The sequence below is a fragment of the Mesobacillus sp. ABV4_180 genome (assembly GCF_056158485.1).
On record NZ_JBSWTJ010000001.1, the window covers coordinates 852,932 to 879,169 of the forward strand.

Here is a 26,238-nt window from a genome sequence, read left to right on the forward strand (position 1 = left end):
TTGTAGGTGAAAAAGTTATTTGCTAAAATGATAGAACATAGAAGGGGGAGTTTTTATGCCGAAAGGTGAGGGGAAAGTCGTCGCGCAAAATAAAAAGGCGAACCACGACTATTTCATTGAAGAAACATATGAAGCTGGAGTCGTCCTTCAGGGAACGGAGATTAAATCGATTCGCAATGGCCGCGTACAGCTGAAGGATTCATATGCAAAAGTCCATAATGGAGAGCTGTTTTTGTACAATTTGCACATCAGCCCATATGAGCAGGGAAACCGCTATAACCATGACCCGCTTCGAACAAGGAAGCTTCTGCTTCACAAACGCCAGATCAATCAATTGATTGGGGAAACAAAGGAAGCAGGATACGCGCTCGTACCATTGAAGATTTATTTGAAAAATGGCTTCGCGAAGGTTTTGATCGGTCTTGGTAAGGGTAAAAAGAACTATGACAAGCGTGAAACTCTGAAGAAGAAGGAAGCAGGCCGTGACATCGAGCGTGCATTCAGGGAACGCCAGAAAATGTAAGTTTGTCAGCTGAGGAAGAGTGTACCAGTTGAAAAAAGCACTCAATGTGATATAATAAGAACTGTCACCAGCGAGTGACAACATAACTTAATGCTCGGCTTACCGAGTTCTCCTAACGTCTGTATCACAGATACAGCAACCTTTTATCATGGGGACGTTACGGATTCGACAGGGGTAGTTTGAGCTTAGGTGGCGAGTCGAGGGGATCGGCCTCGTAAAAACGTCAACGCCTATAACTGGCAAACAAAACAACAACTTCGCTTTCGCAGCTTAATACTGCATAGCGGTTCGCCCCTCCATCGCCCATGTGGTAGGGTAGCGGACTCACTCTAAGTGGGCTACGCCGGATTCCACCGCCTGAGGATGAAGGAAGAGAACAACCAGGCTAGCTGACCGGCCGCCTGTCGGTAGGCAAAAGGCTCAGCGAAACGCCAATATGCCGACTACACTCGTAGAAGCTTAAGTGCCAATATCTTTGGACGTGGGTTCGACTCCCACCGTCTCCACCAATACATATGTTGGTGGATTTTTATTTTATATTGTGACCTAAAGCATAAGTTTGCCAATTGGCAGACTTATGCTTTTTTTATTTTTGGCAATATTATTCTGTTTTTTCATATGACTGGATTTTTGTTCTTTGATTATAGGATCTATGATTGCTAAAAATGAATGAGCAGTTTCTAGATGTGGTTTAAACAACAAGAAAAAGCAGCTAATAAAAACCCTTCCAAAGATATTTGGAGGTTTTTTGCGTGCTTTCAAAAGTAAGAAGTTCTTGACTCCTTTTAGCTGGTTTAATGAAAGAAAAAACAATATAGAGTTAATTGTAAGCGCGTGGAATGTTCCAGGCATTTTATTTTTTGTGCCAAAAAATAATTTCAAAAAAGATACTTCCAGGGGTTTTCCAAGTGATTTGCCTCACTACAATGAGAATTGTTCGCAATTATGATAAAGGTAAGAAAACAAAGGAGGGATTCGATTGAAAGCGCCGGATGTGAATAATCTTGAAGAAGTTAAGGGTGAACATGGGAGAGTTAATACTCACCAAACATCTAAGATCGGAACTTGGATTTCAATTGGAGTTGTAGGAGCGGTCATTCTGGCAACGTACTTTGTGTTATTTGGTTTCTATATGGCGAGGATATAGGAGGGAAAGAAATGAAGATGCATTTGGACGAAAAAATCTGGCTGTTTTTAAGCTTTGGAATGATTATGGGATTCATGATTTTTACAGGGTATCAAGCGGTTGCTCTTGGTATGGGGCCCCCAAGTCACAAAGAAACGATCGATCCTAATAAGGTAGAGCAAACGGCTCCATTTGATAAGCCAGGGATTAATCAAATTGGCGAAAAAGAATATGAAGTCGTGATGACCCTGCAGGTGTTTAGCTTTACACCGATGGAAATTGAAGTACCCGCTGGTTCAACTGTCCATTTCACTTTGACCTCAAAAGATGTTGTACACGGATTCCAAGTGGCAAATACGAATATCAACGCAATGGTTATGCCTGGTCATATTCAAAAGATATCGCAAAAGTTTGATGAACCTGGAGAATATCTGGTGCTGTGTAATGAATATTGTGGCGCAGGACATCAAGCAATGAGTACAAAGATCATTGTTAAATAAAAGGGGGGAAAGAAAGTGCAGGCTGCATTAAAAACAACATCATTGAAACAAAAAACAAATCAAATAATGGGAATTAGTTTAGAAGATGCCAGAATATCGAAATCATATCTATCTGTAGCTTTTATTGCATTGCTTCTGGGTGGTTTTCTTGGATTGATACAGGGCTTGAATCGCGCTGGAGTTTTACAATTACCTCCATGGCTTAACTATTATCAAGTACTGACAGCTCATGGGATCCTATTAGTCGTTGTATTATCGGCTTTTTTTACAATAGGTTATTTTTATGCCGGACTCTCACATACATTAGGAGGATTGCTGCCTAAGGTAAGGAAGATGGCATGGATTGGCTTTTGGATGAAGATTTTCGGTTTTGTATTGGCGGTCATTCCGATTTTAAGGAATGAAGCATCCGTCATGTATACCTTTTATCCGCCAATGGCCGCATCCCCAATGTTTTACTTTGGTTTGGTTTTTATTGTATTAGGTGTATGGATGCTCTCATTTGGAGCATTTACCCAGGTGGCGAATTGGAGAAGGAATCATAAGGGGGAACATCTTCCTATTCTTGCTTTCTTTGCAACTGGTGTCTTTATTCTTCTAGTAGGTGCAACAGCCTTTGTTGCTGTGGAAGTCATATTTATGATTATTCCTTGGACACTTGGTTGGGTAGATGGCATAAACGTATTGCTTGCCCGTACACTATTCTGGGCGTTTGGGCATACAGCCGTTAATATTTGGTATTTAACAGCTGTTTCTGCATGGTATGTGATTGTACCAAAAATAATGGGGGGAAACCGGTGGAATGACCTTCTAACTCGAATGGTTGTCATTCCTTTAGTGATCATGAACATTACTGGTGGGTTCCACCATCAGATCATTGACCCGGGTATTTCCGAGTCCATCAAATATATGCACGTATTCATGAGCTTGGCAATCGGGTTTCCTTCTTTAATGACCGCGTACGCAATGTTTAGGGTATTTGAAAGAACTGCAAGAGCTAAAGGAGGAAAAGGTTTAGTTGGCTGGTATAAAAAAATGCCATGGGGAGATGTTCGGTTCCTGGCTCCGTTCATTGCTATGGTTGCATTCATCCCAGCTGGAGCAGGCGGTATTGTACAGAGTACAAACCAATTAGACCAGGTTGTGCACAATACGATGTGGGTTGTAGGACACTTCCATCTAACCTTAGGTATGTCTGTCATCATGACATTCTTTGGTATTAGCTACTGGTTAGTTCCGTATCTATCAAAACGTGTGCTGACCCCGGGAATGAACAAACTGGGTGTCATTCAAACCGTTATTTGGACAATTGGCATGGTATTAATGTCAATATCTATGCATATAGTCGGCCTATTTGGATCACCGCGCAGGACTTCTTTTACAACTTATGGTGACTTCGCAGAAAAACTCGGATGGAATCCATATATGGCAGTTGTAGGAATTGGGGCAACGTTATTACTGCTCGCTGTCATTCTCCAAGTATATGCTGTATTTAATCTTATGTTCTTTGCACCAAAAGGAACGACAGAGTTTCCAATTGCTGAAGAGGAAGCAGGTGCGGAAAAAACACCTTATTGGACAGAACGATGGGGAGTTTGGGTTGTACTCATGCTGCTTGTTGTTTCAATGGCTTATGTACTCCCAATCGTTGATATGATCTTGAACGCACCTCCTGGATCTCCACCATTTAAAACATGGTAAGGTCATGAAAAAAGAGATAGCTCGTGATTTTGAGCTATCTCTATCAACTATCTCTTATTAATACTATTTTACCTCGAAGGAAACTTGATTCAATGCTGTACTAAAAGAAACAAGGCAAGAATAATAGTAGCTCAAATTAAATAGGAAGTGATCTCCGTGATCAAAAATCGGCATACTTCAGTCTCATGCATTCTTATTCTGGTGTTTGGTTTGATCCTGTTCTATGTAGGGACAGATGGATTCACTGCTTATACAGCTGAAACGGCACGAGTAACGAAGCTGATCGAGGATCAGCCCGAATTCCCTGAGGTAATAATTGAGGATAGTGAAGGGCGAACTTTTTCCATTTCTGAATTCGAAGGCAAATATGTATTTATTACATTTATCTATACAGGCTGCACCACTATTTGCATAAAGCTTGAAGAAAATATGGCTCAGGTTTACGATTTGGTACCCGAAAAGTATTTAGGCGAGGATATCGTTTTTTTAAGTATAAGCTTTGACCCGACTCGTGATGATCCCGCGACATTAGATAAGTATAAAGATTTATTTGGAAGTGACGGAGAGACATGGAGAATGGCAAGAATCCCTGAAAAGACGCAATTGGATTCACTGCTAAATAAGTTCGGTGTCATTGTTATTCCAGATGACAGTGGGAATTTCGCTCATAATTCTGCCTTCTATTTAGTCGATCAACAAGGTGTCTTAGTTGATGTTATGGACTTTACCAAGGTAACAGAAGCAGCGGATACGTTAGTGCAATATGTTGAAACAGGCAAGGGGGAATAAGCGATGAATCAATTTTTGTTCGGTCTCGTCCTTTTAATTGGTTTAATGCTTCCTCCGGTGGCACGCTTAATGGAATCCGTCATGATTGTCCATATGCATATGCAAATGCCAATGTTAGTGATTTCTGGTTTTCTTATGGCACGCCTCTTTTTGTTGCAATACCCTCAATTTTTTAATAAATATAATCAAAATGGGATTCCTGGAATACTCCTTTTTATTATCATCATGGCCTATTGGATGTTGCCGCGTACAATGGATGAAGCATTAACAATAGAAAATGTGGAAGTGTTTAAATTTGTAAGTCTGCCATTTTTAGCTGGGATACCACTTCGTGATAGTTGGAAGAAACTCAGCAAAACATGGAAAAACAATATCATCACACTGTTCACCGTGATTTTTATGGGGATGGGGTGGTTATATATTCAATCAAACGATCAGCTTTGCAACAATTATTTAGTCGTTGACCAAATCATTCTGGGTTGGGGATTTATTACGATGGCAGTATGCATGGTCATCTACTTGATTTATATTGTGGCAGTGGATCCTTCACAGTATGAATAAGTCAAATTAATTAGGATGTTAAGAGTCAAGGGAAAATCAATAGATTGAAAACAAGAGGTCATCCTTAAATATGGGTTCAGGATGGGAGGATGGGTGTATGATTCAATCGGGAAAATTGAACGTATTGACAACAAAGAAAAATGCACATTTCCTATCTGATCTTAAATCTTTGTTTAAGGGATTTGTGCTAATAGCAAATGTATTGCCTGTATTCACTGGTCTCTGGTTAGCACTTTATTTTACAAATACATCCTTTACGGACAAATTAGATATTGTCATGTTCACGATTACGGGCAGCACGTTTGTTATGGCAGGCGCTCTTGCCCTTAACAATTGGTATGATGCTGATATTGATTCTAAAATGGCTCGAACCAAAAATAGGCCAACAGTTACAGGGACGATTTCACTTAATGTCGTGTTAACAATAGGGATTACCTTGACGATCATTGGATTCATTCTTTTACTTTTTACAACAACCGAAGCAGCCATTTATGCTATGGTTGGCTGGATTACTTATGTCATACTGTATACAATGTGGGCCAAGCGGAGATATACATTTAATACTTTAATTGGGAGTATATCTGGAGCTGTGACTCCATTAATCGGATGGGCAGCAATCGATTCAACTTTTCACATCGTTCCAATTGTGCTTTTTTTTATCTTATTCATCTGGCAGATGCCCCACACCTTTGCGATTGCTATAAAGAAGTGTGATGAATATAAGGCCGCAGGAGTCGCTATGCTGCCTGTTGTACATGGATTCCAAAAAACTAAAAGACAAATCATTGTATATATAGTCTGTTTGTTTCCGTTTCCTTACTTCTTAACTTCTCTAGGACCCACCTTTATCGTTTTGGTGACATTATTAAATGTTGGGTGGCTTGTCATGAGTGTAAGCAGGTATTTCAATAAAGACCCGTTTAAATGGGCACATATTAACTTTATCTATTCGGTTAACTATATAATGATTTTGTATGTATTAATGGTTGTTTTTACATTTTTTCAATAATGACAAGATTGTTTGTGATGCTTTTCTTTATCAGCGCATCCAATCAGGTGGGCATACAAGCTATGGCCACTGCACTGTCTGTCTCGATGAGGTCTGATTTGTCTGTCAAATATGCGAAATTATGACATTTGCTGACCAAGGAAGAGAACTTTTAATAAAAAGGGGCTGGCTTGAGCAGCCACCTTCATCAGCTGACCGGGAGAATTTATATGATAATCATTAGCATCACTCTTCATTGAGTGATGCTTTTTCTGTTTCTCTTTTATTCATGATCCAGAAAGGAACATATAAGATGAAGAAGGTTAGAAGCGCAATCAGCTCAAGGAACAGGATATACCACGGCCAAGGCCCAAGATAATCAATCAATGATGGATTAACCGGCTTTTCAGAGATATACATATAGTTTCCCTCAATCAAATAGTTGATGATGAAGATTACTGTGGTATATGCATTCAACCATAAAAACGCCATCCAGATCGACTTGCCAGTTGGCCTGAATCCATGCACGAATACCATGAACATGTTTGCAATGACCGTTCCTCCGTGTGAGACAAAGAAATGGATATAGCGGTAATGCGGAAAGGTGTAAAGGCTGATATCGGGTGTGAGCATTGCCTGGAGTGCACTGCCCACGCCAACGAAGTAAGTAAACTCAAACAAACCATATCGTTTGGTTAAAAGTAGAACAGCTGACAGAATGAGAGAAATACTGCTAAGGTGCAGGGGCAGAGAATATTGGTATGCCCAGTGGCCGCTCCACCAAAGCCATACTTGGAGGCTTATTTCAGAGATAATCAAAATCAGAAACAAACCGATACGTGCAACCTGATTGATCCCAGGCTTTCTTAACGGTTTCCGAAACAAGAAGAGCAAAATGATCGTGAGCAAAAAAGCAGCCAACGTAAAAAGGTGGACATTTGAAAACAGCTGAAAGACATTTTCCTCGCCCGGCTCAAAGAATTGAATCATTTCCGCTCCCCCATTTCCATGAAAGTTTAATTTTTCTAAATGATTTTTTATTACTATATCATATTTGTATAGAGCATATATCAGGTTAATGAAAACATATATTTCATAATCAACTCCCTTAAATATTTTACAAATTTTTGCAACTTTCCAGCCGAAAAACTCGTTTAACATATTAAGGCTATTTTTATCATTCCAGGGGGAGCTGCCGGATGAAATTGTTCATTCATTACTTGATTAGAGGATTATGTATAGTAAGCGGGATGATTTTGTTTTTATCGATACCGCGGCTTTTTTATGTGGAGGGGAAACGGCTGTTGTACGGCCCTGAGTTTTTTCTTGGGTCTTTGAAGGATACTGCGATGCAGATTATGCGCTTTAATCCCTCGCCTTTCTTCGAAAAGTGGGCGACAACGAGCATTGGTGAGCGTTATATTTATACGCTGGAAATCCTCGGGCTTTCGCTGCTGGCGATGGTCATCGGCGGCATTCTCCTTACAGGCATTTTCATCATCACGCCAAGAAAGCTCCAGTCAAAGCTGAAGGATCTGATCAATTTCAGCGAAGCTGTTCCTGATTTGTTGATTATTTTCATCCTGCAGTTTATTGTGATTTACCTTTACAAGGAAACAGGATTCAAGTTATTCAGGCTATACGGTTTAAGCGAAAAGTCATACATAATGCCTGTTTTGACTGTTGCGCTTTTGCCTTCTTTTTTTATGGCGCAGTTTCTGATTAAGGAGATTGAAGCTGAATGGGGAAAAGACTACGTCATTTTTGCAAAATCGAAGGGGCTGCATAACCTGACGATCTATTTCATACATATCCTTCGCAATATTTTTCCGATGGCAATCATTCAATTAAGGACACTGATTTGGATTCTCCTGTCAAACCTAGTGTTGATTGAATACTTGTTTGTGCTTCAGGGCTTTACAACCGATTTGGATAACATATTTACGAGGGATGCCCCGTCGGCCATTCTTTTCTGCTTGCTGCTTGCTGTGCCGATCCTTTTTATTGACTTGCTGGCGAGAATCACGACTCATTTTTACCGTGGGAAAGATGAGGTACAGTTATGAGATATTATAAAAAAACGATAACTGGATTCATCCTGATTAGCTTACTTTTTATAATCAGTCTTCTGTATCCATTGTATGGCGACAAAGAATATAACGAAGAATTCTATGTATATGATAAAAATGGAGCACTCATTGACAGGGCACCGACACCGCCAACGTCTGACCATCCATTGGGAACGGACCGAAACGGGCAGGATATGATCTATATCCATTTATTTGGTGCAAAATTCACGATTGCCGCCGTCTTCGTCATAACAGCGTTAAGAATTCTATTTGGGGTCATAACAGGAGTTGTCATTGGCCTTTGGCTCCCAGGAATAAAAGTCTATTTTAAGGATTTCTTCCTTGGGTTTCGGTATGTGCCAGGTTTGATCATCGTCCTCTTTTTAATGGCGCCTGTTACCGGCCGTTATACAGGAATGCCGGTCTGGACCGCGGTGACCTATCAAATCGGTGTGCTTACACTCGTTGCGTTCCCGGCGATTGTCCTGCTGACGATCGAGTTCATCGAAGAATTGCAGAAGAAGTCCTTCGTGCTATCCTCGTATTTAATGGGAGGGAGCCGTTTTCATGTATTAACAAAACATATTTGGCCATTCTTGAAGTCAATTGGCTTGCTGATGATTGTCCAACAGATGCTGAGCACACTTGTGCTTATTATGCATTTAGGACTTTTTGAATATTTTCTTGGCGGCAGGACAAAAGGCGGGATTTTTACTCCTCCAGGGGATCCTCCAGTGGCAGAAACTCTTTCGAACGAATGGGGCGGGCTGATTGGCCAGAATTTCAGGGTCATGATCCAATACCCTTGGATTGTCTTGAGCACCATGGTGTTCTTCTTTTTCCTGATCGCAATAATGAATATGATGAAAAAAGAACTCGAAGGAAATTTAGCATACGAAAGAATTGATTTTATTAGTAAAATCAAGAAAAGAAAGCTTAAGAAAAAAGTCAGCCAAGAAAAGGATGTGCCTGCTTTATTCCGTTTTATTAATGAAGAAAAACAGGCTGATGTTTGAGAGGATTTGTCATGAAGGTATTTTTGTTTTCTATTAAAAGGGTCCTGGTTGCCATTCCGAGTTTGCTTTTGACATCCATGGTCGTCTTCTTCTTGTTCATGATGATGCCAGGTGTGATGGGGACGGATTATGATCTTGGCCTGATCTGGATGGGCTATAAAAAGTGGATCGTCAATTTTATCACCGGTGAGTTGGGAATCTCATCCTACTACCGTGTACCAGTCACTCTGATTCTTAAGGAAAAAATGAAAACCACCCTAATATTGGGGATGGCATCACTGCTAATTACATATGTGCTTTCATTTATTATGGGTAAGTATGCCGGACGCAATCCGAATACACTTGGTGACCGGCTGATCAGCGGGATCAACTACACAGGTCTATCATTTCCAATGATTGTCGTTGCCGTCTATTCAATTTATTTCTTTTCATTTGAGCTGAACTGGTTTCCTTCGAATGGTTCTGTTGATATTACCGTACAGGAAGGGACAGTGGAATATTGGCTTGATCGGCTCCATCATCTCATTTTGCCCGCAACAGTCCTTGGTGTTGTTGCTACAGCTACATATACGCAATTTTTGCGAGATGACATCATTTATAACAGCGGGAAGGAATATGTCCGGACGGCCCGTGCCATTGGCGTTCCGGAAAAGAGAATCTATAACGTTCATATTTTAAAAAATTCGCTGATTCCGATTGTTACGTTCCTGGGCTTTGATATGGTCAATCTCGTGAATGGTGCCATCATTGTTGAAACAATATTTACTTATCCAGGCATCGGTCAGCTTTTTATTAAGTCCATTAATATGAGGGACCATGCGATGGTGATGAATTTAACCATGATGTTTTCCACGATTATGATCATTGGAAATATGATGGCAGACATACTTTACGGAGCCGTGGATCCAAGAATCAAGCTGGAATGAAACTCATCCAACAAGGTGAGTTTTTTTTACGACAAATGCACTAGTTTTAAAATATTCGCTTATAGAAAGAAATCTGTTATGATAATATTGACTTGAAAAAAGGAGGATTTTTCCTATGTATGATGTAGCAATTATCGGAGCTGGTCCTGCCGGCGGAAGCGCAGCCATTTTTTCAGCAAAGGCCGGAAAGAAAACAATCGTGCTGGATAGCAATAAAAGCGTTACGAAGCGTGCATGGATGGAGAACCACTATGGAGCCCCTGAAATCGCAGGGCCGGACTTAGTGGAGACAGGAATCAAGCAGGCGAAGAAATTCGGTGCAGAATTCGTTGAAACGACTGTAACAGCTGTCAGCAAAACAGCAAATGGTGTGAAGGTCGCAACCGAAAACGGGGAGTATGAGGCAAAGCATGTAATTATCGCGACTGGCATGATGACCGATGTTGCCGAAGCCTCAGAACTTGCAACAAAGGACGGCACAGAACCAAGAATCAAGACGATTTTCGCTGTAGATGCTGCAGGAAAAACGAATGTAGATGGCATCTGGGCTGCAGGCACCTGCGCAGGCGTCAGCATGCACACCATCATTACAGCAGGAGATGGGGCAAAAGTAGCCATCAATGTCATCAGTGAACTGAATGGCGAGCGTTATGTCGATCACGATGTAATGAAATAATGTTGAAAGTCATTTACCTCTCGTTTTTAAATCGAATTTTAATATAAGCATAGCTTACAAAATTTGTAGGCTATGCTTTTTTATTCTCATCATTTGAAAGTTCACTATCTGTTCCTTCTAAGAAAACTATTAAGCGGGACTTTACTCCTATATTTATGCTGTTTTTAGTAAATAACATATTCTTACAAAATCCGATATGATATTCTATTTTTAACAACAGAGAATTTTGACTCTCGAAATTGTTTTATATAGGAGGAGGAATTTCCAGGATGAACAACGATGATAGAATAAATATTCTTTTAGTAGATGACCGCCCGGAGAATCTATTAGCTCTGGAAGCGATTATCGAGCGTGATGAATATTGTTTGATAAAAGCTTCTTCTGGTGAGGAAGCCTTAAAACATTTGCTAAAGTATGATTTTGCAGCCATTTTGTTAGATGTTCAAATGCCAGGAATAGATGGTTTTGGAACTGCGAAAATTATTAAGGCACGGGAAAAAACCAAAAATGTGCCTATTTTATTTATAACAGCAAATAATATGGAAACAGAGCATGTTTTTACAGGATATTCATTAGGTGCAATTGATTATATTCTTAAACCGTTTGACCCAATTGTTTTAAAAGCAAAGGTGGACGCGTTAGTAGGGTTATATAAAATGAACCAACAGTTGGCCGAGCAAACAAAAAGTCTGGCTAAAAAGACGAGAGAATTAGAAAAGGCATATAGCAACCTCTCGCACTTGACCTCCGTGCTGCGTAAATCAGAGGTTTTAGCAAACGTAATTAGTGAAACATCCATAGATTCAATGATCATCCTCAATGAAGAAGGTACAATCCTAAAGGTAAACCCTGCTGTTGAATACATGTTTGCCTATGATAAAAATGAGCTTGTTGGAAATCATATATCCATTCTATTCTCTTGTGAGCAATCATTAAAATATATTAATAGTATACTTTCCTCTATTCAATTCGTGGATACCATTACAGTCCACGATAGACTCAAAGAAATTACCGCAACTAAAAGTGATGGGACATTATTTCCTGCGGAAATCCAGGTAGGAAAAAGATATGTGGAAGACCAAAAAATTGTCGCATGTACAATAAGGGATATTACAAGGCAAAAGGAAGATCAAAAAATAATCAAGCACATGGCCTATCACGATAGTTTGACGGAACTGCCAAACCGCAGACTGTTTAACGAAAAATTGGCTAATATGATTATTCATGCTAAACAATCGAACCAGCCATTGGCAATGATGTACTTGGATATGGACCGATTTAAATATATCAATGATTCCCTAGGCCATATTATCGGAGATCAGGTTTTACAGGAAATTGCCAAAAGGCTGAAGCAATGTGTAAGAGAAGATGACTTTGTCGCGAGAATCAGCGGTGACGAATTTAATCTTCTATTGCAGGCTACGAACAGGGAAAAGGCGCTAGAGCTTGCGGAAATTATCTTAACTGCCTTTAAAGAGCCTTTCCATATTGATAACTATGAGATATATATTACGACATGTATCGGGATCAGTATTTTTCCCTATGATGGTGAAGACACACTTGCTCTGATGAAAAATGCAGATGCGGCTTTATATCGGGCTAAAGAACAAGGGAAAAACGAATATAAAGTATTTCATTCAGGAATGAATATCCAATCGTATAGATCATTTATCATGCAAAATGACTTGCGCAAAGCGATTGAAAGAGATGAATTGGTATTGGTTTATCAGCCGCGCATTAACATCGAAACAGGAACTGCGACAAGTGCGGAGGCTTTATTGCGTTGGAACCATTCTACTTGGGGAACCATCCAGCCAGGAGAATTTATACCAATAGCCGAAGAAACTGGACTGATAGTAGAAATTGGTGAATGGGTACTAAAAACTGCCTGCGGCCAATTAAAGTCCTGGCAGGAAGCTGGATTATTTTCCATCAGAATGGCCATAAACTTCTCCGCGCAGCAATTTCTACAGAAAGACTTAATAGGAACGATTGAAAAGATTCTTAAGGATACAGGTGTAAACCCAACAAAGCTTGAGATTGAAATTACAGAATCAACCATTATGGGAAATGAACCAATCGTTACAAAAACCATTAATCAAATCAGGAATATGGGTATCAAAATCAGTATTGATGATTTTGGCAAAGGATATTCTTCGTTAAATTATTTAAGACGTTTTCCGGTAGATACATTAAAAATCGATAAATCTTTCATCGATGATCTTTCACAAAAATATTCTGGCAGTTCATCTTTGGTTGAAACAATTATTTCTTTAGCAAAGAGTTTGAATATGGATGTAGTGGCCGAGGGAGTTGAAACGGAGGCACAATTAACGGTTTTAAGAAGGTTCAAGTGCCAGGAAATTCAAGGATATTTATTTAGTCCCCCCGTCTTGCCTAAGGACTTTGAAGCCTATCTAATAAAGAATGAACAAATATTGTCTTCCCATGGTGACCATGCTAGAGCTTATATGGACAATGAAAATAGAATGAACACCAGCATGGCTATTAAAGCGTTAAATGACAAAAGTGATATAAGTATGAATAAAGAAATTCTCCACGCCGCTTTGGACCGTACAAAGGAAGTATATTCGATCTCTGCACGAGAGATGGACGTTTTCAACCTGCTCGTGAATGGCTTAAGCAATAAGGAAATTTCAGAACAATTATTTATCAGTGAACATACAGTCAAGAACCATATAACACGTATCTTTCAAAAGCTTACCGTAAATGACCGGCTGCAAGCGATGGCAAAAATTTATCAGGCTTGCATTGAAGAAGGAAAAAACCTAAATATATTAAATTGATAACATCATAAAATAAGGAGCACAGAGTATGAAAATAAAAACTAAGTTAACGCTGTTGCTTAGTACACTTCCTCTGCTAATCTTCCTTCTCGTTGGTATAGGATGGTTTCAGCTATACAGTCTTAATAAAATTAATCAAACTTCTCAGACGAGTTATGAATTGGCTTTTTTAGTGGAACAAATCCACAGGGAAGTTAAAAATGAAGCAATTAGTTTAAGAAATCTCTTGATCTTGGAAGATAGTGAATCCGTTCAGAAGGAATTGAAAATTATCCAAAATGAAAGTGATTCGATCAACCAGAATATTGCAGTACTTGAATTAAAGGTGGTTTCTGAAAAGCAAAGGGAGTTTGTTCAGGATCTAAAAAATACAAACCAGGAATTCAATGACTATAAAGATGATCTTATTGAACTGGTTTCTGAAGGGAAAAGAAGTGAGGCTGTTAATTTAATTAATGATAATGGCCATACAATTCAGGATGAATTTTTTAACGTCATTTCCAGGATCACTGATAATTTTGAAGCGGACATCACAGATTCCTTTAGCCTATTTTTGAGTGATTTTCAACGTCAAATACTCGTTGGAAGCTTCGTCTCATTATTGGGTATAGCTATTGTCACAGCAATCATTTTCCGCAATGTTTGGAAACTCGCCATAAGGCTTAAAAATGTGGCTAGTATTATGACTGATGTCGCAAGCGGCAGGGCGGATCTTGATTTAAAGGTGGAAGTAATTTCAAATGATGAGATTGATGATGTGGCTCAATCATTTAATAGCATGGTTCAGTCACTGGAGGAACAAAAAGTCAGGGAACAAAGCACGATGTGGATCAAATCGAATATCGCCGAAATCACAACCGAAATAAGTGGTAAGCATAATATTGAATCTCTCTCACAGACACTTCTCTCAAGAATCGCACCTTTAATGGAAGCGAACCATGCTGTTTTTTATGTAAAGGAGATGGAAGGATCTGAACCTTTATTTAAAATGCTTGCATCATATGCTTTTAAGGAAAGGAAACATTTTTCCAATTCGTTTCGTATCGGCGAAGGTCTGATTGGCCAGGCTGTTCTAGAGAAGAGTCCGATTATACTCACTGATGTTCCTGCAGATTACATTCGTGTGAAATCAGGCTTGGGGGAGGCTCCTCCACTGAATCTTTATGTTTTACCAATATTATTTGAAGGGGATGTTAAGGCTGTATTAGAGTTGGCTTCATTTAAAACTTTTAATGACACCCAGCAGGCATTCCTGGAAGAAATCATGACTGGGCTTGGCATAATCATTGACAGTGTCATGGGAAGAATACAACTGGCGCATTTACTAGAAGAAACACAAGGGTTAATGGAGGAGATCCAGGCTCAATCTGAAGAGCTGCAATCTCAACAAGAAGAGCTTCGAGTTACAAACGAGGAACTGGAGGAACAAACTAAAAGTCTTCGCCAATCTGAGGAAAAACTTCAGGCACAGCAGGAAGAATTAGAGCAAACAAATATCGAACTTAAAGAAAAAGCAGAAATTTTGGAGAAACAAAATAAAAAGCTGGGACTGACAAACAAAGAAGTTGAGAAAGCCAGGGAAGAGCTTGAAGAAAAAGCAAAGCAGCTTGCGCTTAGCTCAAAATACAAATCAGAATTTCTCGCAAACATGTCTCATGAGCTTCGTACACCTTTAAATAGTTTGCTAATCCTGTCTCAATTACTTTCTGAAAATAGTGAAGGGAATCTGTCAAATAAGCAGGTAGAGTATTCTAAAACTATTAATTCTGCCGGAAAAGATTTACTGTCATTGATAAATGATATTCTTGATTTGGCAAAAATTGAGTCAGGTAAAATGGAAGTTAACGCTGGAAGGGTAATGATTAGGGATTTGGTTGAATTCGCTGAATTGCGCTTTAGGCCGATTGCAAATGAAAAGAAAATAGAATTCAAAATTAATCTTCAAGATGATTTGCCCGATTTTCTCTATAGTGATGAGCAGCGGCTGCGTCAGGTTTTAGTGAATCTTCTGTCGAATGCCTTTAAGTTTACCGATTATGGACAAGTCACCCTGGAAATCGGCTCAATCCAGAAACAAAATCAACCTGCTTTTTCGTTTTCTATTATCGATACTGGAATTGGGATCCCGAAAAAGAAACAGGAACTTATTTTCCAGGCATTTCAGCAGGCTGATGGCACAACCAGCAGGAAATATGGTGGAACAGGTTTGGGATTGTCCATTTGCCGGGAGATATCGAATCTTTTGGATGGGGAAATCACGGTCAAAAGTAAAGAGGGTAAGGGAAGCCGCTTTACCTTTTATGTAAGCGATTATAAGGAGACAGACTTGAAGTTGTTTTCTGGTCTTCAGGAAGTCGCTACTGCTAATGAGGCAGGAGTTTCCATACCTGAAGCGTTGAAAGAGGACTTCAAAGAAATGCAGCCAGAAGGCAAAAGAAGAAATGAATCCAGCAGCATAAAGAGACTATTAATCGTCGATGATGACTTAAGGCAGCGAAACAGCCTGATGGAGTTGATTGGTGAAAAGGATGTCATAATCAAAGCTGTCTCGACTGGAACTGAAGCAATGGAAGAATTAAAGGTAAACCAATTTGATATTATGGTCCTTGATTTGGGTTTAAGCGATACAACAGGTTTTAATTTACTAACACAAATTAAGGATTATATTGAAAATGAAAATTTAATAGTGTTTGTGTACACAGGAAGGGATCTCTCTTCCAAAGAGGAAATATACCTGAAGAAATACGCGTATACTATCATAATCAAAGATGAACACGCACCGCAACGACTTAAGGACGAACTAGAATTATATTTGAACTCCGGCGGCATGGAAGTGCTCAATGATAAAGACGTAACCGGGAATATCAAAGATTTACCGGATCTAGAAGGGAAAAAGATTCTTCTCGTTGATGATGATGTCCGGAATGTGTATGCATTATCCAGTATTCTCGAACTTTATGGGATGGATATTACATTTGCAGAGAATGGACAGGAAGGCCTTGACCTCTTGCAGAGCCATGCTGATTTCGATTTAGTGCTGATGGATATCATGATGCCAGAAATGGATGGTTACGAAGCCATCCGAAAATTAAGGTCTATTTCTCAGTTCCACAACCTGCCTGTTATCGCATTAACCGCAAAGGCAATGAAAGAAGATCGGGAAAAGTGTATCGAGGCTGGGGCATCAGATTATATCGCAAAACCAGTTGAGCCTGATCAGTTGATCTCACTTATAAGAGTATGGCTTTACCGGCAAGAAAGGAATCTTGAATGAACGTAACAACAGGATATAAAATTAAACAGTATGTTCAAGACAGTCCCGGGGATCTTGAAAGAATTGAAATAGATTTGCTTCTCCAAGGGCTATATTCCTGGTGTGGGTATGACTATAGAAACTATTCCTATAATTCGATTCGCCGAAGAATTTGGCACCGAGTTCATGCGGAAAAGCTATCAAGCATTACGGGTCTTTTAGAAAAAGTTTTACATGATCCAGGCTGTTTAAAAAGACTGATTGATGATTTTTCCATTAATGTAACGGAAATGTTCCGCGATCCACTGTTTTTTTTGAATTTCAGGGAGAACGTCGTGCCGCTTCTCCGCACTTATCCCTCTATCCGAATATGGCATGCGGGCTGCTCAACAGGTGAAGAGGTATACTCCATGGCTATGCTTCTTCATGAAGAGGGGCTTTATAATAAGGTGAAGATCTATGCAACCGATATTAATGCGGATGTTTTAAAAGTTGCTAAATCCGGAATCTACCCATTGGATCAAATGAGAAAGTATACGAATAATTATATCCAGGCTGGCGGAAAAGGAGCTTTTTCTGATTATTATCAAGTTACGGCTCAAGGAGTTAAGTTCCACTCGTTTCTGACGAAAAATATCGTCTTCGCCCAGCATAATTTAGTTACAGACAGTTCCTTCAATGAATTTAATGTCATATTATGCAGGAATGTATTAATCTATTTTAATAAGAATCTGCAGGAAAAAGTGCATGGGCTTTTTTACGAAAGCTTAGGGATGTTTGGCGTGCTCGGCCTAGGCGATAAGGAATCCATTGCCTTTACAGAGCGGGCAAATCGTTATGAAGAATTGGCAGGAAACCAAAAAATATTTAAAAAGATAAAATAATATATTGACCTTGAGGCCCTTCCTCAAGGTTTTTTCTTTCCCTTCCTAGGAATCCCTTCCTATCTCTCAAAAGTGCCTGGAATTCCCAGGATTTCCTATTGAATAGCCATAATCAAGATCTAAACTCTATCAAACTTCTAAAAAGGAAGACTAGATAAAAAATTCTAGGAATGCGTTCCTGTTCTTACCAATACCTGAAAATGAGAAGGTTAGGTGATTAATTTTAAACGCGATCTTTTCGATAATGGATATTAGAAAACACTATAGCTGTAGTGTTAATTGGTGGGCTTCTGGTGAAGTTTTTGAGTATTGCCAGATGAATCTGTAAATAGAAGCTAAGAATTAGAGATTACATAATCTATTTCAACCTCTTGTGAATTATATAGTCAAAAACACTAAAAACAGGAAGAAAAGAAGGGACTCAAATGGGGATTATTACCACACTTTTTAAGCCGGCAGATTTCTTATTGAGTAAGTCAAAGAAAGTAAAGGAAAAACACATAGCAAAAGATTTTCACCCAGAGTTATTTTCTGCGTTATTTGAACATCATCCAGATGCTATTTTTACCATTGATTCAAATGGCAATTTCATAAGTTGCAACCATAGTATTGAAACATTTATCGGATACCGTCCAAATCAGGTGAAAGGATCTTTTACCAAATATGTTAAAGCTGAGGATTTAGAAGAAGTGATGCATCATTTTCATCTAGCCCTTCAAGGCATACCTCAGACATACGACTGTAAAGTTCTTCATAAAGACGGATATTTTGTTCACATGAATATTACTAATATCCCTCTTGAAATAAACGGAGAAATTGCTGGTGTATATGGTTTTGCTAAAGATTTAAGCAATTTGGATCAAAAAGAAGAAGAATTAATAAAAATTACCAATAGCCTTAACATAGCCCAGGAAGTTGCCATGCTTGGAAGCTGGGACTATGACCTTGAGAATGATATTGTTTATTGCTCTGACCAGCTGTATCAGATCCTTGGTATTCAAAAAAATCAAGGTTTTGTACCTGCTTACCAAAACTTTCTTGAAATGATACATCCCGAAGATCGTATTATATTTGACTACCATTTCCAGCGAACGAAGAAGAGTGGAACAACTATGGATATGGTTTATAGGGTAAGAAAGCCAGATAGCACTTTTATTACTGTTCATACAAGAGCAGAGGCCAAAACAGATGAGAATGGGAACATTATTAGACTGATTGGAATTCTTCATGATATTTCAGGCCAGGTAATTACTGAAAGTAAGCTAAAAGAAAGTGAAAGAAAGTTTGAGACGGTTGTCGAAAATATAGATATAGGTATTTGGGCATTGGACTTTTCCACAAAGCAAGTTTTTTATGCATCACCTGGTTTGGAAAAAATCACTGGATACACGAATGAAGATTTCCTATCGGGAAAAATAGTATGGCGAGAGATTATTTACCAAGAGGATAAGGAACAATTTTCAGTATTGCAAAATCACTTGGTTAAGGGAGAAATGCTTCACCATCAATACAGAATTATTGATGCCTCAGGTAAGATAAAGTGGATTGAGGATAAAACCTTCCCCACTCTTGATTCGGAAAAAAGACTTGTTCGACTGGACGGAATTGTCCAGGATATTACTGAGAGAAAACTTTCAGAAGAAAAGATGAACTTTTTTGCTTATCATGATTACCTGACAGAGCTGCCGAATCGAAGAATGTTTGAGGCTGAGCTTGAGAAAATCACCGTTGAACGTGAAGATACATTCTCTTTGATTTATATAGATTTGGATCGTTTTAAATTTGTAAATGATACACTGGGACATGAAATAGGAGATGAACTTCTTCGCCAAGTCTCAAAGAGATTATCCTCACTCATAATTCAGCCAGATTCCCTATATAGAAATGGCGGAGATGAATTTGCCATCATTCTGAATAACAAATCTAATTCTAACGATCCAGTTGTGTTGGGAAAAAGAATCATCAAAGAAATCGAAATGCCGTTTACTATAGAAGGTTACGAGGTTAATATTACGGCCAGTGTAGGGATTGGTAATTTTCCTGATGACGCTAATACGATAAAAGAATTAAAGATGAACACTGATGCTGCTTTATATCGCGCTAAAGAGATGGGCAAAAACAATGTTCAACTTTTTACAAGATCCTTAAATATCGAGTCCTATAAATTATTTATGTTAGAGAGTGATTTAAGAAAAGCTATTCAAAAAGAGCAGTTGCTTCTTCATTACCAGCCAAGGGTTAATAGTTTTTCTGGAGATATTGTAGGAGCAGAAGCTCTGATTCGGTGGAACCACCCAAAATGGGGGATGGTTTCTCCAATTGAATTTATTCCTTTAGCAGAAGAATCAGAGTTGATACACGAAATTAGCGAATGGGTCCTCAAGCAAGTCTGTATGCAACTTTATAAGTGGAAAGGAAAAGGGTACAATCCGGTCCCAATTTCCATAAATCTGTCCGCAAAAACTTTCTTAAAAGCCGATTTAGTACCGATTTTTCAAAATTATCTTATTCAATACGATCTTTCACCTGAACTCTTGGAAATAGAAATCACAGAGGATTCCATTATCAAAAGTGAGACTGCCGTATTAAATACTTTTAAATCGTTAAAGGAATTGGGGATTGCTATCTCAATTGACGATTTTGGGACTGGATACAGCTCAATCGGATACTTAAAAAAATTCAATGCTGATTATATTAAAATAGATCGTTCTTTTATTAGGGATATGCTAGAAAATGAAGGGGATTTAGCGATTGTAAAATCGATTATCATGCTAGCAGAAGGCTTTCATTTAAAGGTTGTTGCAGAAGGGGTAGAGACGAGAGAACAGCAGAAACTACTTCAGGAATTAAATTGCCAGTTTCTCCAAGGGTATCTATTCAGTAAGCCATTGAAGCCAGAACAGTTTACAAAGTTGCTGTATGAAGATAAGAAAATACTTCAAAAAGAAGGAAAAGAAAATTTTCCAGCCGGAAACAGGCGGATGTTTTATCGTCTAGTTTTTGCTCCACCAATAATGGCAGAAATGACCATTACTGAAATCAAAGGGGAAAAAATAAAAATTGGAAATACAACTGTAAAAGTTTTGAATATTGGTGAAGGTGGTTTGTCCTTTTCTTCTACATTACATTTGCCGATAACAGAAGATATCATTTTACAATTTGAACTGGAATTGTTTGACGAAATAGTAAAACTTAAAGGACACACGGGGTGGAAGCAGGAAAGGGAAAATAGTGAATTACATTATGGTGTACAGTTCTCATTGACTGAAGAGGAAAGAGAACATTTGAGAAGAAAGTTGTTTTTATATGAAAAAGAGGAACTTAGCACTTTGTTTGAGGGGTTTCTGTAAAAAAGACATATTTATAATAAAAAAGCATTTTACTCAATATGAGCAAGATGCTTTTTTACTTTATTAATCCCTGATAAATATTTTCTTGAAATTGCTTTATTACCTTAAAAAGGTAATGTTATATTTCCAATCGGGTGGAAGCGAATTATTGTGTGTCGGAACCAGTATCAGCAAGTTTTTCTTTGCTGATTCCAACCGCCTGAATAATGGAGCCAACCGCCTGGATCCAGCTGCCGGCAGTATTGATGTTATCGCCGTTTCCGCCTCGCAGCGAAATGATTCCACCAATTGCCTGCATCGAGTTTCCTATGATTTGCAAGAGGTTCCCATACAGGTCATAGAAAAACTCATCTGAAGGAGAATCTCCAAGGATTTCGGACAAAGCAAGGCTCCCGCCAGTCGCCTGCATCAGATTTCCTTTGATATCAAGGTTTTGTCCGGTCAGGTTATTCCCAAAAAGAACAATGCCGGCTATGACTGTGACGTTTCCGGCCGCCTGAATTTGATTGCCGATTTTGCTTGCCGTAATTTGGACCTCGCTATCCGCCATCAGGGAATTGCCAAGTGCCTGAAGTTCATTCCCCCATAAATTAAAGCTGTTTAGCTGATCTTCAGTAAAATTTTTCAAAGGAGTGCTTCCGACGGCAGCGAGAGTGGTTCCGGTTGCCTGTACCCAAGCTCCATAAAGTTCTTTCTGCTCATTATCCATAAAAAAACTCCGTCCTTTGATTCTCCTAACATCTTATACAAAACTCTGCCATTCGTTATCCGGATTTAATGGAAATTATCAATACATCCGTATAGGCCAGGCTTGTGGAAAATAAGATGGGTAAAGAAGGAGTTTATTCTGCACCGACCGCGGGATATTCGCTGATATTATCGAGTGGTGGAGGTCATGCCATGGTAGTAAAGCATACGGAAGCAGATATAGATTTACTGGCACGGCTGTTGAGGGCAGAGGCTGAAGGTGAAGGCCAGCAAGGGATGCTGATGGTGGGGAATGTAGGGATCAACCGGATTCGAGCCAATTGTTCGGACTTTAAAAATTTGCGGACGATTCCGCAGATGATTTATCAGGAACATGCATTTGAGGCAGTGCAGAAGGGCTACTTTTACCAAAGAGCGAGAGAAATAGAAAAAAGGCTGGCGAGGCGGGCGATAAAAGGTGAAAGGCTATGGCCGGCAAAATTCAGCTTATGGTATTTCCGGCCGCCGGGAGATTGTCCTCCGACCTGGTACAATCAGCCGCATGCTGGCCGCTTTAAGCTTCACTGTTTTTATGAACCGACGGGAGAAGAATGCGCCAATATTTATAACACATTTTAACCTGCTGGACTGCCGGAAACATGGCAGTCTTTTTTCTTGGCAATCAGGATTGACAGCAAAAACAAAATATTTTAAAGTTAATGTGGTTAATAGTTAAATAGTTGAACAGTTCAATGAGAGAATAAGTTTTTGGTGAGGTGAATAGATAATTATGTGTGAAAAATCGATCAAGGATTTAGTCGACCATTATATCAATGTTTCTTTTTCGGTCAATAAAATTGCCGAGGGCCTTATTAAGGAACAAATTGGCTCCGATCTTACGAATGACCAGCACTATACATTGAGGTATATCAATAATGTTGGCACTTGTACTTCAACAGAGCTGGCTGAAGTATTTGATGTCAAAAAAAGTGCGATTACGGCGATCATCACGAGGATGTGGGAAAAGGGCCTGATACTTAGGACCAGGGATGAGAATGACCGCCGTGTTGTCTATCTGACCTTGACTGAAAAAGGGAACGAATTGTTCCAGAAGACAGAGGAACGGATTCAGGCATTGGTAGAGTCGTTTATTTCGAGATTTGACCAAAGCGAAATCATCCAGTTCTTGAACACGTATGACAAGGTGAATGAAATTTTAAAAGAAAGAAAGATTAAGGTGGAATAGACGTGAACTTCATCATAAAACAGAAATGGTTTGTCATTATCGCGTGGATTCTGGTTGCTGCTGGATTTTTCATGGCTGCGCCGAACATGGCGGACTTGGTCCGGGAAAAAGGGCAGATTACTGTCCCGGATGAATATTCATCGACGCTTGCCGGGAAGATCATGGATGATGTCCGGAAACAGGAAGGCGGCGGGGATGAAACCCAGGTCGCACTTGTTTTCCATAATGAAAAGAAATTGACTCAGAGTGAAATCAAAGAAGTGGAGAAAGCGATCCGTGAGCTTGAAAAAAATAGTGAGGAGATTGGAATCACCGATATCCTGACGCATTTCAATGAAGAGAGTTTGAAGGACCAGCTTGTATCAGAAGATGGCAAATCAATCCTTGCTTCTGTTTCGGTAAGCTGGAATGACCGCGAACCGAGTGAAGTCAGCAAGCTTCTCTATGAAACGATTGAGGACATTAATGTTGACCATTACTATACAAGTCAGTGGCTCATCAACGAAGACTTGATGAGCAGTTCTGAAGAAGGGCTTAAGAAGACTGAGGGTATCACGGTTGTCTTTATCCTCGTCGTGCTGCTGCTCGTATTCAGGTCTGTCATTGCACCGGTTATTCCATTATTGACAGTGGGATTGTCATACCTTGTATCGCAATCGATCGTAGCGGTGCTCGTCGACAAATTGGATTTCCCACTTTCGAACTATACCCAGATTTTCATGGTGGCGGTACTGTTTGGGATTGGGACGGATTACTGCATCTTGCTGCTCAGCCGCTTTAAGGAAGAGCTGGCACACAATGAAAGCGTGCCTGATGCAATTGTGGCAACATACAAGAATGCAGGGCGTACCGTGTTTTTCAGCGGTGTAGCCGTTATGATCGGTTTTGCAGCGATCGGCTTCTCCCAGTTTATCCTGTATCAGTCCGCAGCAGCTGTTGCGATTGGTGTTGCGATGCTTTTGGTCGGATTATTCACTATTGTCCCGTTTTTTATGGCTGTTTTAGGGCAAAAGGTTTTCTGGCCATCCAAGAGCAGTGCTGAACACGGAGAGAGCAAGCTTTGGGGCATGGTCGGCGGCTTTTCACTCGCACGCCCATTTCTGAGCTTATTAATTGTTGCTGCAGTGTGCGTGCCATTCCTGATCGCCTATGATGGCAAGCTCAGCTATAACTCACTTGATGAGATCAGCGGCGATGTAAACTCCATCAAGGCTTTCAATGCGATTGCCGACAGCTTTGGCCCTGGCGAGTCCATGCCGACACAGGTCATCCTGAAAAATGATGAAAGAATGGATTCGGCTGAATATATCGAACTGGCTGAGAAAATCAGCGCGGAGCTGGAAAAAATCGATTTGGTCGCGAATGTCCGCTCTGTCACTAGACCGACAGGAGAACCAATTGAGGACTTCTTCGTTTCAAAACAAGCCGAAACACTTGGTTCCGGCCTTGGAGAAGGGAAAGAAGGTTTGGATAAAATCAGCGAAGGCTTGCAGGAAGCTGAAACCGAGCTGTCAAAATCAGCTCCGGAGCTGGATGGTGCAGCTGATGGAATCAACGCATTGATCAATGGTACGAGTGAAATTAAATCAGGTTTAGGTGAAATCCAGACCAACCTGGCGAAAATCGAGAATGGCATCCGCCAGGGCTCTGCCGGCTCTGACCAGTTGAAGGCAGGGCTTGCTGAGGCTAAAGCCGGAGCAGAGGAATTGCTGGCAGGGTATAAGCAGCTGCAGGCAGGGTATGTGGAGATGCAGTCCAACCTGGCTAAGCTTGAAGCAGGATATAAAAAGACTGGCGATGGCATAACGCAGCTTACAAATGGAATCACACAAGCCAATGGCCAGCTATTCGGCTATTTGGAAAATAGAGATGAGAGCCTGAAAACTGATCAAAATTATCAGGAAATCAAAGGCCAGGTGGAATATTTAGAAACTGAGCTGTCGAAAGCCTCAGCAGGCCTGAATCAGCTGAACGACGGACTCGCGCAGCTTAATGGAGGCATGAAACAAGCAAACGCAGGCTTTGCCACAGCCCTTGCACAGCAGGAAAAATTCGGCCCTGGACTCCAGCAGCTGATTGATGGAATCGAGCAGCAGCAGGCAGGCCTTGACCAGCTTGCTGCTGGCCAGGGACAAATTGTTGACAATTTCCCTAAGCTTACAAATGGACTATCTGGTATCAATTCTGGGCAACAGCAGCTTCTGGCTGGCTTTGGGGGTCTTGGCGGCCAATTGAACCAGCTGACAGACGGCCTCAGCCAGAGTGCAGATGGATTGAACCAAGTGTCTAAAGGCCTCGGTTCGGCTCAGGAATACTTGTCAGGGCTGGCAGAATCCAGTTCGAACAGTTTTTACCTGCCAGCTGATGTTCTTGAGAATGAAGAATTCGCACAAGTATTTGATGTCTATATGTCCGATGATCGCAAAGTCATGACGATGGATGTTATTTTTGAAGCGAACCCTTATTCGAACGAAGCAATGGCACAGATTGATGAAATCAAGTCTGCAGTGGACCGCGCGACCAAAGGAACGAAGCTTGAGAATGCAGATGTGGCAATTGGCGGTATCACAAGCACGAACACAGACCTTGATACAATGTCAGGCCAGGATTATTCCCGCACAGTTGTATTGATGTTGCTTGGTATCGGAATCATCCTTGTGTTCCTGTTCCGTTCAATCATCATGCCGGTCTACATCATTGGCTCATTGATTTTAACGTATTATACATCGATGGCTGTCAACGAAGTCATTTTCGTCGATATCCTGGGCAACACAGGAATCAGTTGGGCTGTCCCATTCTTTGCCTTTGTCATCCTAGTTGCACTGGGAGTTGACTATAGTATCTTCTTGATGGACCGTTTCAATGAATATAAGGATCTATCAATCTCGGATGCCATGCTGCTCTCGATGAAAAAGATGGGTACTGTCATCATCTCAGCGGCAGTCATCCTCGGCGGAACATTCGCCGCAATGATGCCTTCAGGAATGATGTCGCTGCTGCAAATCGCATCCATCATCCTTGTAGGATTATTCCTATACGCCTTCATCATGCTTCCGCTGTTCATCCCGGTCATGGTGAAAAACTTCGGCCAGGCAAACTGGTGGCCGTTTAAGAGAGCATAAAGGATTGAAAAAGA

21 protein-coding genes and 1 other RNA gene are annotated in these 26,238 nt (G+C 40.2%); 19 read left to right on the forward strand and 3 right to left on the reverse strand.

Annotation, left to right across the window (positions count from 1 at the left end):
• The first annotated feature begins 55 nt into the window (after positions 1 to 55).
• Both smpB and ssrA read left to right on the forward strand, forming a co-directional pair.
• Positions 56 to 523 (forward strand): SsrA-binding protein SmpB, encoded by a 468-nt coding sequence (gene smpB / locus ACXAEA_RS04170; protein ID WP_079506883.1) that lies wholly within the window; start codon positions 56 to 58, stop codon positions 521 to 523.
• Positions 524 to 673: 150 nt separating this feature from the next.
• Positions 674 to 1,032, forward strand: a transfer-messenger RNA (tmRNA) gene (gene ssrA / locus ACXAEA_RS04175).
• 37 nt (positions 1,033 to 1,069) lie between these two features.
• Here the strand turns inward: ssrA and ACXAEA_RS04180 are convergent.
• Positions 1,070 to 1,405, reverse strand: coding sequence for a hypothetical protein (locus tag ACXAEA_RS04180; RefSeq protein ID WP_475094680.1), 336 nt, complete (start codon positions 1,403 to 1,405; stop codon positions 1,070 to 1,072).
• 97 nt (positions 1,406 to 1,502) lie between these two features.
• Here ACXAEA_RS04180 and ACXAEA_RS04185 point away from each other — a divergent pair, with 97 nt between their 5' ends.
• The 6 genes from ACXAEA_RS04185 (at position 1,503) to cyoE (ending at position 6,209) form a co-directional block, all read left to right on the forward strand.
• Entirely contained in the window at positions 1,503 to 1,670 is a 168-nt protein-coding gene (locus tag ACXAEA_RS04185; RefSeq protein WP_475094681.1) for a hypothetical protein, read from the forward strand.
• Between the two features lie 11 nt (positions 1,671 to 1,681).
• Positions 1,682 to 2,149 carry a cytochrome c oxidase subunit II gene (locus ACXAEA_RS04190; protein WP_475094682.1) on the forward strand — a complete coding sequence of 156 codons (468 nt, stop codon included), beginning with the start codon at positions 1,682 to 1,684 and terminating at the stop codon, positions 2,147 to 2,149.
• Between the two features lie 66 nt (positions 2,150 to 2,215).
• Complete coding sequence (locus ACXAEA_RS04195; protein ID WP_475098052.1) at positions 2,216 to 3,850, forward strand: cbb3-type cytochrome c oxidase subunit I; 1,635 nt, start codon at positions 2,216 to 2,218, stop codon at positions 3,848 to 3,850.
• A 156-nt stretch (positions 3,851 to 4,006) separates the two neighbouring features.
• Positions 4,007 to 4,639, forward strand: a complete 633-nt coding sequence (locus ACXAEA_RS04200) for an SCO family protein (RefSeq protein WP_475094683.1) — start codon at positions 4,007 to 4,009, stop codon at positions 4,637 to 4,639.
• A 3-nt stretch (positions 4,640 to 4,642) separates the two neighbouring features.
• Positions 4,643 to 5,200 carry a hypothetical protein gene (locus ACXAEA_RS04205; RefSeq protein ID WP_475094684.1) on the forward strand — a complete coding sequence of 186 codons (558 nt, stop codon included), beginning with the start codon at positions 4,643 to 4,645 and terminating at the stop codon, positions 5,198 to 5,200.
• Positions 5,201 to 5,297: 97 nt separating this feature from the next.
• Positions 5,298 to 6,209 carry a heme o synthase gene (cyoE, locus tag ACXAEA_RS04210; protein WP_475094685.1) on the forward strand — a complete coding sequence of 304 codons (912 nt, stop codon included), beginning with the start codon at positions 5,298 to 5,300 and terminating at the stop codon, positions 6,207 to 6,209.
• Positions 6,210 to 6,434: 225 nt separating this feature from the next.
• On the opposite strand, the gene ACXAEA_RS04215 is transcribed toward cyoE, so the two are convergent.
• Positions 6,435 to 7,178, reverse strand: coding sequence for a YwaF family protein (locus ACXAEA_RS04215; protein WP_475094686.1), 744 nt, complete (start codon positions 7,176 to 7,178; stop codon positions 6,435 to 6,437).
• A gap of 209 nt (positions 7,179 to 7,387) precedes the next feature.
• Between ACXAEA_RS04215 and ACXAEA_RS04220 the strand changes: the two genes are divergently transcribed.
• The 8 genes from ACXAEA_RS04220 (at position 7,388) to ACXAEA_RS04255 (ending at position 21,169) form a co-directional block, all read left to right on the forward strand.
• Positions 7,388 to 8,254: an ABC transporter permease subunit gene (locus ACXAEA_RS04220; RefSeq protein ID WP_475094687.1), complete on the forward strand. Its 867-nt coding sequence runs from the start codon at positions 7,388 to 7,390 to the stop codon at positions 8,252 to 8,254.
• Entirely contained in the window at positions 8,251 to 9,273 is a 1,023-nt protein-coding gene (locus tag ACXAEA_RS04225) for a hypothetical protein (RefSeq protein ID WP_475094688.1), read from the forward strand. Before ACXAEA_RS04220 ends, ACXAEA_RS04225 begins: the two co-directional genes overlap by 4 nt.
• 11 nt (positions 9,274 to 9,284) lie before the next feature.
• A complete protein-coding gene (locus ACXAEA_RS04230; protein ID WP_475094689.1) occupies positions 9,285 to 10,199 on the forward strand; it encodes an ABC transporter permease in 915 nt (304 codons plus the stop codon).
• A 115-nt stretch (positions 10,200 to 10,314) separates the two neighbouring features.
• Positions 10,315 to 10,875 carry an FAD-dependent oxidoreductase gene (locus ACXAEA_RS04235; RefSeq protein ID WP_475094690.1) on the forward strand — a complete coding sequence of 187 codons (561 nt, stop codon included), beginning with the start codon at positions 10,315 to 10,317 and terminating at the stop codon, positions 10,873 to 10,875.
• A 269-nt stretch (positions 10,876 to 11,144) separates the two neighbouring features.
• Complete coding sequence (locus ACXAEA_RS04240; protein WP_475094691.1) at positions 11,145 to 13,682, forward strand: EAL domain-containing protein; 2,538 nt, start codon at positions 11,145 to 11,147, stop codon at positions 13,680 to 13,682.
• A 28-nt stretch (positions 13,683 to 13,710) separates the two neighbouring features.
• Complete coding sequence (locus tag ACXAEA_RS04245) at positions 13,711 to 16,956, forward strand: response regulator (protein ID WP_475094692.1); 3,246 nt, start codon at positions 13,711 to 13,713, stop codon at positions 16,954 to 16,956.
• Positions 16,953 to 17,819, forward strand: a complete 867-nt coding sequence (locus tag ACXAEA_RS04250; RefSeq protein WP_475094693.1) for a CheR family methyltransferase — start codon at positions 16,953 to 16,955, stop codon at positions 17,817 to 17,819. The genes ACXAEA_RS04245 and ACXAEA_RS04250 overlap by 4 nt, the downstream gene beginning before the upstream one ends.
• Positions 17,820 to 18,244: 425 nt before the next feature.
• Positions 18,245 to 21,169 (forward strand): EAL domain-containing protein, encoded by a 2,925-nt coding sequence (locus ACXAEA_RS04255; protein ID WP_475094694.1) that lies wholly within the window; start codon positions 18,245 to 18,247, stop codon positions 21,167 to 21,169.
• Between the two features lie 145 nt (positions 21,170 to 21,314).
• Here the strand turns inward: ACXAEA_RS04255 and ACXAEA_RS04260 are convergent, their stop codons facing one another.
• Entirely contained in the window at positions 21,315 to 21,878 is a 564-nt protein-coding gene (locus ACXAEA_RS04260) for a DUF6944 family repetitive protein (protein WP_475094695.1), read from the reverse strand.
• Positions 21,879 to 22,069: 191 nt separating this feature from the next.
• Between ACXAEA_RS04260 and ACXAEA_RS04265 the strand changes: the two genes are divergently transcribed.
• From ACXAEA_RS04265 to ACXAEA_RS04275, 3 genes are all read left to right on the forward strand, one after another.
• Entirely contained in the window at positions 22,070 to 22,495 is a 426-nt protein-coding gene (locus ACXAEA_RS04265) for a cell wall hydrolase (RefSeq protein ID WP_475094696.1), read from the forward strand.
• A gap of 151 nt (positions 22,496 to 22,646) precedes the next feature.
• Positions 22,647 to 23,102, forward strand: coding sequence for a MarR family winged helix-turn-helix transcriptional regulator (locus ACXAEA_RS04270; RefSeq protein WP_475094697.1), 456 nt, complete (start codon positions 22,647 to 22,649; stop codon positions 23,100 to 23,102).
• Between the two features lie 2 nt (positions 23,103 to 23,104).
• Positions 23,105 to 26,224: an MMPL family transporter gene (locus ACXAEA_RS04275; RefSeq protein ID WP_475094698.1), complete on the forward strand. Its 3,120-nt coding sequence runs from the start codon at positions 23,105 to 23,107 to the stop codon at positions 26,222 to 26,224.
• Positions 26,225 to 26,238 lie beyond the last annotated feature (14 nt).

What these genes read in the sequence shown, in the direction of transcription:
- ACXAEA_RS04245 (WP_475094692.1), top strand. Translation starts at nt 13,711, where the DNA reads ATGAAAATAAAAACTAAGTTAACGCTGTTGCTTAGTACACTTCCTCTG.
- ACXAEA_RS04255 (WP_475094694.1), top strand. Translation starts at nt 18,245, where the DNA reads ATGGGGATTATTACCACACTTTTTAAGCCGGCAGATTTCTTATTGAGT.
- ACXAEA_RS04265 (WP_475094696.1), top strand. Translation starts at nt 22,070, where the DNA reads ATGGTAGTAAAGCATACGGAAGCAGATATAGATTTACTGGCACGGCTG.
- ACXAEA_RS04240 (WP_475094691.1), top strand. Translation starts at nt 11,145, where the DNA reads ATGAACAACGATGATAGAATAAATATTCTTTTAGTAGATGACCGCCCG.
- ACXAEA_RS04205 (WP_475094684.1), top strand. Translation starts at nt 4,643, where the DNA reads ATGAATCAATTTTTGTTCGGTCTCGTCCTTTTAATTGGTTTAATGCTT.
- cyoE (WP_475094685.1), top strand. Translation starts at nt 5,298, where the DNA reads ATGATTCAATCGGGAAAATTGAACGTATTGACAACAAAGAAAAATGCA.
- ACXAEA_RS04190 (WP_475094682.1), top strand. Translation starts at nt 1,682, where the DNA reads ATGAAGATGCATTTGGACGAAAAAATCTGGCTGTTTTTAAGCTTTGGA.
- ACXAEA_RS04225 (WP_475094688.1), top strand. Translation starts at nt 8,251, where the DNA reads ATGAGATATTATAAAAAAACGATAACTGGATTCATCCTGATTAGCTTA.
- ACXAEA_RS04270 (WP_475094697.1), top strand. Translation starts at nt 22,647, where the DNA reads ATGTGTGAAAAATCGATCAAGGATTTAGTCGACCATTATATCAATGTT.
- ACXAEA_RS04195 (WP_475098052.1), top strand. Translation starts at nt 2,216, where the DNA reads ATGGGAATTAGTTTAGAAGATGCCAGAATATCGAAATCATATCTATCT.
- ACXAEA_RS04250 (WP_475094693.1), top strand. Translation starts at nt 16,953, where the DNA reads ATGAACGTAACAACAGGATATAAAATTAAACAGTATGTTCAAGACAGT.
- ACXAEA_RS04220 (WP_475094687.1), top strand. Translation starts at nt 7,388, where the DNA reads ATGAAATTGTTCATTCATTACTTGATTAGAGGATTATGTATAGTAAGC.
- ACXAEA_RS04215 (WP_475094686.1), bottom strand. Translation starts at nt 7,178, where the DNA reads ATGATTCAATTCTTTGAGCCGGGCGAGGAAAATGTCTTTCAGCTGTTT.
- ACXAEA_RS04260 (WP_475094695.1), bottom strand. Translation starts at nt 21,878, where the DNA reads ATGGATAATGAGCAGAAAGAACTTTATGGAGCTTGGGTACAGGCAACC.
- smpB (WP_079506883.1), top strand. Translation starts at nt 56, where the DNA reads ATGCCGAAAGGTGAGGGGAAAGTCGTCGCGCAAAATAAAAAGGCGAAC.
- ACXAEA_RS04235 (WP_475094690.1), top strand. Translation starts at nt 10,315, where the DNA reads ATGTATGATGTAGCAATTATCGGAGCTGGTCCTGCCGGCGGAAGCGCA.
- ACXAEA_RS04230 (WP_475094689.1), top strand. Translation starts at nt 9,285, where the DNA reads ATGAAGGTATTTTTGTTTTCTATTAAAAGGGTCCTGGTTGCCATTCCG.